Here is a 14021-nt window from a genome sequence, read left to right as displayed (position 1 = left end):
GAAATCAATCAACCTTTAATTTCGGTTGAATATAAAGTAAATGTAATTATTGAATTAAAAATGAGATTATTGAAAACATCTAAACTACTACTTGCCATCGTCATTTTTATGACATTGATGTCCAATGGACAAGTTTCGAAACAAACGGGAACATTTGTTGCTGGAGAAAATACTTTCTTGTTAAATGGAAAACCCTTTTTGGTACGTGCCGGCGAAATACATTTTCCGAGAATTCCTCGTGAATATTGGGAACAGCGCATTCAAATGTGTAAAGCGATGGGAATGAATACCATCTGCATTTATCTTTTTTGGAATTTTCACGAGCAACAACCTGATAAATTTGATTTCACGGGACAAAAAGACGTGGCCGAATTTGTACGCCTCATCCAAAAAAACGGAATGTATTGCATTGTCCGTCCCGGCCCTTATGCTTGTGCCGAATGGGATATGGGCGGTTTGCCTTGGTGGCTGTTGAAAAAAAATGATATTCAAGTACGAACGTTAAGCGATCAGCATTTTATGGAACGTTCCATCAACTATTTAAAGAAGGTTGGTAAAGAATTGGCGCCGTACCAAATTCAAAATGGAGGAAACATTATTATGGTTCAGGTCGAAAATGAATATGGCGTTTTCGGGAATGACACAAGATATATGGGCAAAATTCGTGATGCAATTCGGATTTCAGGTTTCGACAAAGTGCAATTGTTCCGTTGCGATTGGAGTTCAAACTTCTTCAAATATGATGTGGATGGGGTTTATACCGCTTTAAATTTTGGAGCAGGTTCCAACATCGATAAACAATTTGAAAAGTATAAAGAAATTTATCCAAAAGCTCCGCTTATGTGTAGCGAATATTGGACCGGTTGGTTCGATTATTGGGGACGTGCTCACGAAACCCGTTCGATAAGCAGTTTTATCGGCAGTTTAAAAGACATGTTGGATCGTAAAATTTCGTTTAGTTTGTATATGGCTCACGGCGGTACTTCGTTTGGACAATGGGGTGGAGCCAATGCGCCACCGTTTGGTTCCATGGTCGCTTCGTATGATTACAATGCTCCAATAAATGAGGCAGGACTGCCTACGGACAAATTCTATGCGGTTCGCGATTTAATGAAAAATTACCTGAATCCCGGAGAAACAATTCCAGAACCACCTACAAATTATCCTGGAATTTCGATTCCTAAAATTACTTTTAAAGAGTCGGCATCACTTTTCGAAAATCTTCCGAAAGCCAATAAAACGGAAACCATAAAATCTATGGAAGTCTTTGACCAAGGCTGGGGACGCATTTTATATCGCACCCAATTGCCGGAATGCAAAACGGCTTTTAAATTAAAAATTACCGAGTTGCGCGATTGGGCAAATATTTATGTCAATGGAAAACTCATCGGAAACCTGGATCGTCGCAAAGACGAAAACACCATCGAAATACCTTCGGTAAAAAAAGGCGATGTCCTCGATATTTTGGTAGAGGCTATGGGGCGCGTAAATTACGGCAAAACCATCATTGACAGAAAAGGGATTACGGAAAAAGTAGAAATGCTGGTAGCTTCAAATGTCACTAATCTGACTAATTGGGAAGTTTTCAATTTTCCGGTGGATTACGATTTTCAGAAAAACTTAAAATTCAAAAAAGAAAAAGTAAACGGTCCAGCTTGGCACAAAGCTTCTTTTGAATTGAAAGCTACCGGCGATACTTATATTGATATGAGTACTTGGGGCAAAGGAATGGTTTGGGTAAATGGCTATAATTTAGGTCGTTATTGGAAAGTTGGTCCACAACAAACCCTTTATATGCCGGGATGTTGGTTAAAAAAAGGAAAAAACGAGATCCTAATTCTCGATTTAGAAACTCCTGCAGCAGCACAAATTACTGGTGTCATGACTCCAGTTTTAGACAAGATAGTGATCGACGAATCGCTTTTGCACCGTAAAAATGGAGAAACGCTCGATCTTTCAACTGAAATGCCTTCCGATGAAGGATTGCTAAGCGAGGGACAAGGCTGGAAAGAAGTAACTTTCAAGAAAGAATTCGAAGGCCAGTATTTCTGTTTTGAGGCGTTAAATTCTCAAAATCCAAAAGACCAAAGCAGCAGTATTGCCGAATTTGAACTAATTGGCACTGATGGTTTACCAATTAACCGTTCCAAATGGAAAATAATTTATGCCGATAGTGAAGAGGTTTCTGTAGGAAACTATTCGGCCGAAAAAATATTCGACCAACAGGAATCCACTTTTTGGTCCACCGCTTGGACGGTATTAAAAAAGCCTCATCCACATCAGGTAGTGGTAAATATGGAGGATTCTGTAAAAATTAAAGGTTTCAGATACCTGCCACGTACCGACAAAAGCACGAATGGAAATGTTAAATCCTATCGTTTCTATATTAAAATGAACTTGTTTTCCATTAAAAAATAAGGTTCTACAGATATTTGTATGAAAGAAAAATATTTAACAATTAAGGTCATTAAGAAAATTAAGAGTTGCAGTATTCTTAAGCTTCTTAAATTTTCTTAATGGTTTAAAAAAGAATGTTCACAATATTTTCGGTAGAACCAAAAATAATACAAAACACAATGAAAAAATACAATTACGTCTGTCTCCTTTTGTCAGTCTTATTTTCTTTAAGCAGTTTTAATAGCCAGGCCCAAGTGATTAATTTGGAAGGGACTTGGCATTTTCAAATGGATCGAAATGACGAAGGTGTTACTGGAAAATGGTACAACAAGAATCTTTCGGACAAAATTCATTTGCCTGGCTCTATGGCGGAATTCTTGAAAGGGGATGAAATCACTTTGAAAACAAAATGGACAGGCAGCATTTATGACAGTTCTTTTTATTTTATTCCGCGATTCGAAAAATACCGTCAACCGGGAAATATACATATTCCTTTCTGGCTGACTCCTGCCAAACATTATGTTGGGGCAGCTTGGTACCAAAAAGAAGTAAACATTCCCGCGAATTGGAAAGGCCAACGAATATTGCTTCATTTAGAAAGAGCCCATATCGAAACCAGGGTTTGGGTAAACGATAAGGAAGTGGGTTTGCAAAACTCGCTGGTAGCACCTCACGTCTATGATTTGAGTCAGTATGTCGTTCCGGGAAAACATCGTATTTCTATTCGAATTGACAATAGCATTAAAAAAATAAATGTGGGTCCCGATTCACACAGCGTTACCGATCATACGCAAGGAAACTGGAATGGCATCATCGGAAAAATGGAGTTGGAATCCGTTTCCCCCGTTTATATAGACGACGTCCAGATTTATCCTGACGTAAAAAACCAAAAAGCCCGCATTAAAATTAAGGTCAATAATGGTACTCCAAATAATTTTAGCGGAAAGATTGTCTTGTCTGCCAAAAGCTTCAATTCTAAAGCTACAGACCGAACCCAAGAGATTGTTGGCAAACTTTCCGTGTCTAAGTTGGGAGAAAATACAATGGAACTTGAGCTGCCTTTTGGAAAAGGAATGCTGACTTGGGACGAATTTGATCCCGCTTTGTATAACTTGGAAGTAAAATTGGTTTCGAAAAACATAAAAGCCAGTAAAAAGGTTCAGTTTGGAATGCGTGAATTCAAAATAGAAGAAAACCGCTTTTTAATAAATGGCAATCCTGTTTTTCTTCGAGGAACGGTTCATAATTGTGAATTTCCGTTAACGGGTTATCCTGCAACAACGGTTGAAGCTTGGGAAATTATATTTAAAAAAATAAAGTCTTATGGTTTAAACCACGTTCGTTTTCATTCGTGGTGTCCGCCTGAAGCTGCCTTTATTGCTGCTGATAAAGTTGGACTTTATTTGCAACCCGAAGGCCCGAGTTGGCCTAACCACGGCCCCAAAATAGGATTGGGTCAGCCAATTGATAAGTTTTTATATGACGAAACCACACGAATGGCAAAGGAGTACGGTAATTATGCTTCCTTTACCATGTTGTCTGCAGGGAATGAACCTGCAGGAAATCAGGTAAAATACCTCAATGAATTTGTTGATTTTTGGAAAGCAAAAGATAACCGAAGAGTTTACACCGGTATGTCAGTAGGAGGAAGCTGGCCTGTAGTTCCGAATGCAGAATACCAGTCACGTGGTGGCGTAAGAGGTTTGAAATGGGAAAAAATGCCGGAAACAGAATCTGATTTTAGCTCCGGAATTGCTCCATTTAAAGTTCCTTTTGTCGCCCACGAAATTGGCCAGTATTGTGTTTTTCCAAATTTCGACGAAATTCAAAAATACAAAGGGGTTTACAGAGCCAAAAACTTTGAGATGTTTCGTGAAGATTTGGAAGATCATCATATGGGAAATCAGAGCAAAGAGTTTTTGAATGCTTCTGGAAAGTTACAGGTTTTGTGTTATAAAAACGAAATCGAAAAAATGTTGAGAACGCCAGGTTATGGAGGTTTTCAAATGTTGGGATTACAGGATTTTCCCGGTCAAGGAACGGCTTTAGTAGGTGTTGTGGATGCTTTTTTTCAAGAAAAAGGATATGTTACTGCAAAAGAGTATAGCCGATTTTGTAATTCAACAGTTCCATTAGCAAAGATTCCAAAGTTCGTCTATACCAATGCAGAAACCTTCAAGGCTGAAATAGCGCTATTCCATTCTGGGAAAAACCCATTGAAAGGTACTGTAGTCAGTTGGACTATTCAAAACGAAAAAGGAAATACACTTTCTTCGGGAAGTTTCGATGCAAAAACTTTCGAAAATGGGAATGGTATTTTTGTTGGAAACCTTAGTTTTCCGTTGAATGGAATCAAGGAGGCTTCAAAATTAAATCTTGAAGTAAGGGTAAATGGAACTGACTTTGCCAACGATTGGGATTTTTGGGTATATCCTGATAAAAAAATTGAAATATCTTCTTCTATTTATTACACGACAGTGTTAGACGATAAAGCAAAAGAAGTGCTGAATAATGGAGGAAAAGTATTCTTGAATGCATCGGGAAAAGTAGTGAAAGGCAAAGAAGTGGAAATGCATTTTCTTCCTGTTTTTTGGAATACATCTTGGTTCAAAATGCGTCCGCCTCATGTTACAGGAATGTTGATTCAGGATAAAAGTCTGGCTTTTGCAAATTTCCCAACTAGTTTTCACAGTGATTTGCAGTGGTGGGACATTCAAAACCGCTCACAAGTAATGAATATGGAGGATTTTCCAGTCGATTTCCGCCCATTGATTCAACCGATTGATACTTGGTTCATGAATCGCAGGCTGGCTTTAGTATTTGAAGCACAAGTGGGAAAAGGAACAATTATAGTGAGTAGCGCTGATGTGGGACCGGATGTTGAAAACAAACCCGCTGCCAAACAATTGTTTTGGTCGCTCCAGCAGTACATGAATTCGGATCAATTTAATCCAAAAAATAGTTTGAGTTTTGGGGTAATACAGGATCTATTTGTCAGTCCTTCAAAAGAAATTTTTAAGACGTACACCAAAGACAGTCCTGATGAATTGAAACCCAATTCGAATCAAAATAAAGTGAAATAAAATTAAATAACCTGAGTTCGAAAGTGATTAATCGAACTCAGGTTAATTTTTTCAAGGTTTCCAAAAAACTGTGGAAATAATTATTATCGGCTTAAGTTATTTAGCCATTCTTTTCAACCATTCTTTCGGCACATTAACAAAAAAAACACTCTATAACAGAGGTTTCGAAGAATTATGGATGGAATTACACTTTGCAAAAAAAAGTAAAACTAATCTTGAGACGAGTCATATTCCTTTAATATTAAAACCGCAAAATATCAGAATTGTTGTTGAATAAGGATTGTATGGATGCTTACGATAAATTTATAACAAGCCTAATTTTTTAGCTTTATCTATTAAATCCCTGTCACTGCCTTTTCCCATTAATAACTGTTCTTTTATATTTGCTTTTCTTTTTTCTATAGCACTCATAGAAAGAGGAATATAATCAGGAAGATTAACCGTTTTAACTCCTTGTGAAATTAAGATGAGAATCTGACTGTCATGTTTATCCCAATTTATATTTTTTTTAAATAATTCTCTCTGAGATTCCAGTATCGTGGGACTTCGAAATATTTCCCCAACCATAATTTTTTTACAAATAATTGGAAATAATTCAAAGTTAATATCACTTTTAGAAACAAAACCTTCCGGGTCTATCTCTTTAATAGTTTTATCTACAGTAAGGGGTTCACTGTGCATGGTAAGAAGGATAATTTTACAATTTTTAAAATTTTTTCTTAGTAGTGAAGCCAGATTAACGCCATTTTCAATATTAAGCTCTTTACAAGGAGGAAGGCTAATATCTAATAATGCCAAATCAATATTTGTATTTTGCTTTAGATGAAAAAATATTTGGTTGTAGGCATCTTGACAATTATAACTTTTTATAAAATTGGGTATGTTTTCTTGAAATTGGTTATCAGATAATAGGTTACTATAGCTATCAACTGTCATAGGGTGATCATCAACTATCAAAATATTAAGGGGCGGATTCATATTTATTTAATTTCGCACAAAAATAATTAAATATTACGGTATAACCGTAATATTTAAACGAAGCAAAGTTGTTTTTTTGTATTAAATCATATTTAACTTAACCTACATTTTTATGAAAAACAAATTATACATTGCGGGACTTGTTTCCATTTCTTTATTAACTTATTCCTGTTCCAGTGATGATGAGAATTATGACGTTCAAGAAGTTAAAAATAAGAGTTTTGAAATCACACCACAGACAGTTTTGAATGCAAAAACTAATGATTCCACTACAGTGAAATCAGGCACGAAAATTACTACTACAAGGGTAAGTGAAGCAGATGGTGATCCAAGCATTATCATACCACCAAGATAGTATTAAGTCCTACTTAATTGAAACAAGAGTACCATATGATTTATTTGTAAATCGTATGGTATTCTTATTTCAAAATACTACATTTGAAATTATAAAATAATAATGCATTTTGAGTACCCCTACTAAAATAATCTGTTTACTCCTGCTATCCTTTTTTTTTTCATGCCAAAAGAATGATTCGGATGCCCCTGTAAAAAACAACACTACTTTATTTAACAACAGTAATTTAGAGGGTTTAGGAAAAAATAAAAAAGAGAAATACTTAGATTCAATAATTGATTTATTAAAATCTAAAGAAAATGATTCCATTGTCAGAGAGGCCTATTTAAATGTCGCGACGGAATATTATTATACCAATAATTTAGAAAAATCTTTATCTTCCAGTTTAAGAGCTTTAAAACTATCAAAACAGGCTAACGATAGTGTCAGAATTCCAAAGGCCCTCTTTTATATAGGCGATTGTTATCGAAACTCAAAAAGTGACAGCGCTTATTTTTACTATTTACAAGCAGAAAAATTATATTATAAAATTCAGGATTATGATAATATGGGTAGAATGCTATTCAATAAGGCCTATGTTTTATTTTACGACGGAAATTATGTAGAATGTGAAGTTGAAATTTCTAAAGCATTACAGTATTTAAAAAAATCTGCCAATTACCGCCTGATTTATTCTTGCAATTCGTTAATGGGGAATTGTTTAGAGAAATTGGTTAATTATGATGAAGCCTTACGTTATCATGAATTAGCGTTGCGTAGTGTAGAAAAAATGAAAATTAAGGGAGAAGATAAAGATGTAGTAAATATTTACAACGTAAGTTCGGTTATTAATATATGCAATTTATACGATTTAAAAGGGGAGTTTTCGAAGTCCATAGAAAAACTACAAAGGGTACTTTCAAAAGATTTAAGAAAGAAATCACCGGGTCTATATGCTAATGTTTTAAGTAATTTGGCTTATTCTAAGATGAAAAGTGGGAATTATAGAAATGTTGATTCCATGTTTTTTGAATCCTTAAGAATTGTCGATAGTATAGGGGATGAGTCGGATATTTTGTATAAAAAAATACATATAGGTGAATATTTTTTAACTCAGAAAGATACTGTAAAATCAATTCAAAGTTTAAAAGAAGCGAATCAATTAGCCGTTAAAATTAAGAACAGTAATGAAATTTTAGCTTCGTTAAAATTATTATCTGAATTGGATAAAAAAAATAAGTTATTTTATGCAAATGAATATATTAAAGTAAGTGATAGTATTAATCGAGTTCAAAAAAACACTCATAATAAGTATGCCAGAATTGAATATGAAACTTCAAGAATTGAAGATGAAAATAAAGTTTTGACAAAAGAGAACTTTTATATTTTGATAGTTTCGTTTGGGCTAGTTTTATTACTGATATTAATTATTGTTTCAAGATATTTAAAATATAGAAATAAAGAGTTACAGTTTTTTAAGAAACAACAAAGCGCTAATGATGAAATATACCAACTATTGACAGAACAAAATAGAAAAATTGATCTTGCAAAAGATAGTGAGAAAGCCAGAATAGCCAAAGAATTGCATGATGGTGTAATGAATAAAATTTATGGTGTTCGAATGAATTTAGGTTTCTTTAATTCTTTGGTAGACGAGAAAACTATTGAAAAAAGGAAAGTATATATTTGTGAGTTACAAAATATTGAGAGTGAGATTAGAATGATTGCACATGACTTAAGTCGAGGCTCTTTTTTTGATGGTAATGATTTTAATATATTATTGTCAAGTTTAATAGAAAATCAAAAAGAGTTCACTAACACCCAGTTTAAATATATAAATAATGGAATGTTTGAATGGGCAACTGTTGAAAATATATATAAGATTAATTTATATCGTATCATTCAAGAGGCTATTTTAAATATTGATAAATATGCCAATGCAAAAAAATGTGAAGTAGTAATTGAGAGAAAGCATGTAAATCTTTTGCAATTGATTATTACTGATGATGGAGTAGGATTTGATATGAAAATTAAAAAAGAAGGTATCGGATTAACTAATATGAAAGAAAGAGCTAATTCTTTAAAAGGTCAATTTAGTATTGAATCAAAAATTGGAGAAGGAACTAAAATTGAAGTTGGTTTTAATCTTCAGGCACTATCCTGATTAAATATTTAAATATTTAAAGCTTTAAAAAATTATACCATATCCAATTCAAAAATACTATGGTTTATTTTTATTTGTATCAAATTATGGTTTAAAAAAACGATGCTCTTTAGTGCCTTTCTTTTTAAGTTCTAAAAAAATTTTGCCGCGAATTTCACTAATTTTCACTAATTAATTTGTGCTAATTGGTGAAATTTTGGGCTAATATTTGGTTTGTAACTGTGCAGTGTTTTAGTTGGAAACTAGATACTTCAATTTAGCAATCAAAAAATAAAAACACATAAAAACTCTTCTTACTTTCAATTTGTAATGGTATTCATTTTTGCTGTCGCAATAATACCAAATAGCTTAGGACTATACGCACAAGTCTGATTTACAAATTCCTGTTTTTTGCATGCTACCTTTTCGTTATTCGTAAAAAAAGGATTTAAATACTCTTTTTACATCTTCAATTTCTTTTAAACATTTGATTTGTCCTGTTTTTGATTTAAAAGAACAATTTTTCACCTTGAATAATTTCAATATTTGCATATCGATATTTAAAACAGTTAATAATTATGTTTTGTGTAATTTAAATTTGTTTTTATTGGTAATGTGCTAATTATAGAGTAAATGTATTACGGAATAAGTATGCTGTTTAACTACTAAATTCTTGATGAATACCAATTAGATTGTGCTTAAAATGAGAAACAGTATCTGTAAATGATGCATCATATATAAGGAATGAACCAAAATAAACCTTGGTATAATCCTATTAAACATACAAATTTTTATATGGAAAAATTTGTTAAAAACGGGCTCAACCATATAACAGCCTGTAATACCTATTAACCAATAACCATTATATTTTTAACTAAAAAAACAAAAAATTATGCGAAAAATAGATATTCATAATTTGATAGACAACGCAAAGCTGAACCGATTTCATTGGACGGTGATATTCTGGTGTGCACTAATCATCATTTTTGATGGTTACGACTTGGTTATTTATGGGGTAGTTTTGCCTTTGTTGATGGATAAATGGCATTTAACTCCATTAGAAGCTGGCACATTGGGGAGTTATGCACTCTTTGGGATGATGTTTGGAGCACTGATATTTGGAACACTTTCCGATCGTATTGGACGAAAAAAAGCAATCATTATTTGTATTTTCTTATTCAGCGGATTCACTTTTATCAATGGATTTGCTCAAACACCTTTACAATTTGGAATTTTGCGTTTCCTTGCAGGACTTGGAATTGGTGGGGTAATGCCAAATGCAGTGGCTTTAATGACTGAATATGCTCCAAAAAAAGTCAGAAGTACTTTAGTAACATTGATGTTTAGCGGCTATTCTGTAGGAGGGATGCTTTCTGCCGGATTGGGAATATTTTTGATTCCAAATTTTGGATGGCAATCCGTATTTTATGTTGGCTTAGTGCCCATACTTCTATTGCCTTTGATTATCAAATTTTTACCGGATTCTGTTGGGTTTTTAGCGAAACAAAATAGAACTGATGAGGCTAAAAAAATACTTTCCCTCATTGAGCCAACTTACGTTCCTAAACAAGGCGATGTTTTAGATTCTGGAGAAGCGAAAGCTGCAGGGGCAAGTGTCAATCAACTATTTAAACATAACAGAACGGTTAGTACAATTATGTTCTGGGTTGCTTTTTTTACCTGTCTTTTGATGGTTTATGGATTAAATTCTTGGCTACCTAAATTAATGACTAAAGCAGGTTACGAATTAGGTTCCAGCCTTACTTTTTTATTGGTCTTAAATATTGGTGCAATGGCAGGAGCTATTGGTGGAGGCTGGCTTGGCGACAGATTTAATTTAAAAACTGTGCTGATTTCATTTTTTGCTGTGGCTGCTATTTCTTTGAGTTTACTTGGTTTCAAAAGTTCAACGATGGTATTGTATATTTTAATCGCTATTGCAGGAGCAACCACTATTGGTACACAAATATTGTGTTACACGTATGTCGCACAGTTTTATCCTATAAACATTAGATCATCCGGGATTGGCTGGGCATCTGGAATAGGTAGATTGGGTGCTATACTTGGGCCTATTTTAGGTGGGGCATTAATGGGTTTAGAATTGCCATTCCAATTCAATTTTGTGGCATTTGCTATTCCGGGAGCTATAGGTGCTTTGGCAGTTTGTTTTATTAATGTAAAGCACAGTCAAGAGAAAAAAGCACAGGTAAAGCAACAGGAAATGGCTGCACTAAATACTATTGTTACCGAAGAATAGACAATTAAAATCAAGATAAATCCTAAATAGTTAAGGATTTATAGAACACAAAAAATAACGAAATGAAGTTAAAAAAAATAGTTGCAGTAACTGGTTTGTTACTTACGGCAGTGCTACTTAATGCGCAGGAAACTATTAAAAAAAAGGATAGCGTTGTCGCTATTAAACCAGAGAAAAAAGAACCGCTTTTTGAGGTTAAGTTTTCTGGTTTTATTCGGCATGATGCGGTGTTTGATTCCCGTCAGACTGTTGATGTAAGAGAAGCGGCAGTGGTACTTTGGGGAAAAGATGTTGACTTTGATGCCAATGGGAAAGACAGAAATTCCGCTTCCAAGTTTCAAATGCTGAATGTATTATCCAGAGCGGGAGTCAAAGTAAACGCACCTGATGTTTTAGGGGCAAAAACTGTAGGATTTCTTGAAGGTGATTTTTTTGGTAATGCCGAAGGAGGAATCAATGAATTTCGTTTGAGACATGCCTATATTACATTGGACTGGAAAAAAAGCCAGTTGGGAATAGGACAATTTTGGCATCCGCTAACAATTCCAGAAATGTTTCCAGGAGTAGTAAATTTCAGTGGAGGTGCACCTTATATGCCGTACAACAGAAATCCTCAGATTCGGTTTACCCAAAAGTTGAATACTCATTTTAATCTTATGATAGCAGCCGTTTCACAAAGGGATTTTACTTCGAATACGGCTCCGTACAGAAACAGTTCAATTCCTTCCGGACACGTTCAGGTAAATTATAAAAATAAAGATGTTCTTGTAGGCTTGGCAGGTCATTTTGAGCAAATTCGTCCTAAAACAGGTTCTGGATTGACCAATGATTTTTCCAATGAAAGAGTCAACAGTGTTTCCGTTATGGCGTATGGCCGTTTTGAAACGAAGCCGATGACTATAAAAGCAGAAGCAATGTATGGCGAAAACGCCACTTCTTTCATTATGCTTGGAGGGTATGTAGGATATACACCCGCTTCAGGTCCGGGTTTAGAAACCTATTCGACTATGGCGACACAATCTTTTTGGATTGATTTAACCGGGAAAACTAAAAAAATAATTCCTGGGTTCTTTGCTGGCTTTAGCCAAAATGATGGTGCTACTAATCCAATTTCTGGAAAAGCGGTAGCTTATGGATTTTCAAACATGGTAGGAGGTATAGCGGCACCAGGAAATACAACGACCAGAACTATCAACTATATTTATCGTTTGGCACCACGAATTGAAGTGCCGATTAAAAATCTGAAATTTGGTTTGGAAGCAGAATATTCGGCTGCCGAATGGGGGAATGCGGATAACAGCGGTAGAGCAGTAACTAATCTGAATTTGATAGGAACCTGGAGAGTTGTATTTGCCACAGTTCTTAAATTTTAATTTTTTTAATGCGTTGGGTGTAATTCAAAAGAATTGCATCCAACGTTTTTTTGTGAATATGAAAGAAACCAATAAATGGCTAGCATTAATTATTGTACTTGTAGCCCCATTACTTTCGGTAATCGATGTGTATATTGTGAATATGGCTTTGCCGGAAATCAAACAGCAGTATTTGACATCAGACAGTAATACAGAATTAGTCATTAGTTCTTATCTGTTGGGATATTGTGTCTTTTTAGTCACAGGAGGAAGAGCCGGAGATTTTTTTGGACGAAAGAAAATATTCATTATTGGGATGCTTTCGTTTACAATTACATCGGCTTTATGTGGTTACTCGGGTACCATTTTTCAATTGATACTTTTCAGATTTTTTCAGGGTGTGGCCGCGGCCTTTATGATTCCTCAAACCTTGACTATTATACAAGTTACTTTTCGAGAAGCCAAAGAACGAAACTTGGCCTTTGGCTTTTTCGGAATTACGTTGGGTATTGCTTCTATTTTAGGACAATTTTTAGGAGGCTATTTTGTGGCACATCATTATATTGAAGAAAGTTGGCGATTGATATTTTTGATAAATGTTCCTTTTGGTTTAGTAACCGTTGTACTTTCATTTTTCTTTTTGCAGGAAACGAGTCTGCATAGAGGAGGTAAATTTGACCTGCTTGGTGTACTGCTATTAACCATTGCTTTGGGAAGTTTAATTTACGGGCTCACTTTAGTACCAGAGCAAGGATTTTCGATTTTAGTATTGCTTTTGCTATTTTCATCTGGGATTCTATTATATATATTTTGGAAGAACCAAAAAAAGAAAACCCAACAGCAAAGAAGTCCTTTAATGAACACGAATCTTTTTAAAATAAAAAGTTTCAATTTGGTTTTACTGGTAGCGTTGTTTTTTTTCGGAGCACATAATTCTTATTTATTAATATGTGCGGTTCAATTCCAAAAAACATTACATCTGGATCCTTATATTGCCAGCCAGTATTTTACTTTTAATGGCATTGGTTTTTTGATGTCTTCATTTATTGCTTTAAAATTATTGCATAAATATGGAATCAAATTATTGATTATAGGCTGCTGTCTAATGATTATTTCTTTGGTTTTACAGATGCTTACTCTTGGAGACCAAGCAAATGTGGATTACATTCCGTGGTTTCTTTTATTGTATGGGTTGGGACAAGGGACACTTTTGCCGTCGATTTTGAATTATGCGCTTAAAAAAATCCCAACAGATTATGCCGCATTGGCCGGAGGTGTTTACTCAACCGTGCAACAATTTTCATCTGCTTTTGGAATCAGTATTATTGGCAGCGTGTTTTTTTATAGTTTGAAACAAGGTTTAGACGGGTATACTATTGCGATGAGTATGGCCATTATTTATTTGGTTTTTGTGGCACTGTTTTTATACCGACTTTCAAAATTGAATACTACCAATCTGTCTTAAAACACCACCAAG

The 14021-nt window shown here is 34.5% G+C and carries 8 protein-coding genes; 7 read left to right on the top strand and 1 reads right to left on the bottom strand.

Annotated elements, in window-relative coordinates; all coding sequences use genetic code 11:
- Positions 1-69: 69 nt before the first annotated feature.
- Positions 70-2418, top strand: coding sequence for a beta-galactosidase (locus tag ACNQGG_RS03770; protein WP_417961686.1), 2349 nt, complete (start codon positions 70-72; stop codon positions 2416-2418).
- A 113-nt stretch (positions 2419-2531) separates the two neighbouring features.
- Entirely contained in the window at positions 2532-5480 is a 2949-nt protein-coding gene (locus ACNQGG_RS03765) for an exo-beta-1,4-galactosidase (RefSeq protein WP_417961684.1), read from the top strand.
- A 303-nt stretch (positions 5481-5783) separates the two neighbouring features.
- Here the strand turns inward: ACNQGG_RS03765 and ACNQGG_RS03760 are convergent, their stop codons facing one another.
- Positions 5784-6458 carry a response regulator gene (locus tag ACNQGG_RS03760; RefSeq protein ID WP_417961682.1) on the bottom strand — a complete coding sequence of 225 codons (675 nt, stop codon included), beginning with the start codon at positions 6456-6458 and terminating at the stop codon, positions 5784-5786.
- 112 nt (positions 6459-6570) lie between these two features.
- Here ACNQGG_RS03760 and ACNQGG_RS03755 point away from each other — a divergent pair, with 112 nt between their 5' ends.
- The 5 genes from ACNQGG_RS03755 (at position 6571) to ACNQGG_RS03735 (ending at position 14009) form a co-directional block, all read left to right on the top strand.
- A complete protein-coding gene (locus tag ACNQGG_RS03755) occupies positions 6571-6813 on the top strand; it encodes a hypothetical protein (RefSeq protein WP_417961680.1) in 243 nt (80 codons plus the stop codon).
- Between the two features lie 109 nt (positions 6814-6922).
- A complete protein-coding gene (locus tag ACNQGG_RS03750; RefSeq protein WP_417961678.1) occupies positions 6923-8956 on the top strand; it encodes a tetratricopeptide repeat-containing sensor histidine kinase in 2034 nt (677 codons plus the stop codon).
- 871 nt (positions 8957-9827) lie between these two features.
- Positions 9828-11192: an MFS transporter gene (locus ACNQGG_RS03745; protein WP_417961676.1), complete on the top strand. Its 1365-nt coding sequence runs from the start codon at positions 9828-9830 to the stop codon at positions 11190-11192.
- A gap of 62 nt (positions 11193-11254) precedes the next feature.
- Positions 11255-12565 (top strand): DcaP family trimeric outer membrane transporter, encoded by a 1311-nt coding sequence (locus ACNQGG_RS03740; protein WP_417961674.1) that lies wholly within the window; start codon positions 11255-11257, stop codon positions 12563-12565.
- Between the two features lie 58 nt (positions 12566-12623).
- On the top strand, positions 12624-14009 hold the full coding sequence (locus tag ACNQGG_RS03735; protein WP_416858440.1) for an MFS transporter: 1386 nt from the start codon (positions 12624-12626) through the stop codon (positions 14007-14009).
- The last annotated feature ends 12 nt before the right edge of the window (positions 14010-14021 follow it).

It is taken from the genome of Flavobacterium esculini, from assembly GCF_048284325.1.
Lineage (GTDB): Bacteria > Bacteroidota > Bacteroidia > Flavobacteriales > Flavobacteriaceae > Flavobacterium.
Note: the sequence above shows the minus strand (reverse complement) of the source record. Positions and strands in the feature narration are given on the sequence as shown.

Excerpts from the sequence above, each read along its gene's own strand:
- ACNQGG_RS03755 (WP_417961680.1), top strand. The coding sequence starts at position 6,571 with ATGAAAAACAAATTATACATTGCGGGACTTGTTTCCATTTCTTTATTA.
- ACNQGG_RS03735 (WP_416858440.1), top strand. The coding sequence starts at position 12,624 with ATGAAAGAAACCAATAAATGGCTAGCATTAATTATTGTACTTGTAGCC.
- ACNQGG_RS03740 (WP_417961674.1), top strand. The coding sequence starts at position 11,255 with ATGAAGTTAAAAAAAATAGTTGCAGTAACTGGTTTGTTACTTACGGCA.
- ACNQGG_RS03765 (WP_417961684.1), top strand. The coding sequence starts at position 2,532 with ATGTTCACAATATTTTCGGTAGAACCAAAAATAATACAAAACACAATG.
- ACNQGG_RS03745 (WP_417961676.1), top strand. The coding sequence starts at position 9,828 with ATGCGAAAAATAGATATTCATAATTTGATAGACAACGCAAAGCTGAAC.
- ACNQGG_RS03760 (WP_417961682.1), bottom strand. The coding sequence starts at position 6,458 with ATGAATCCGCCCCTTAATATTTTGATAGTTGATGATCACCCTATGACA.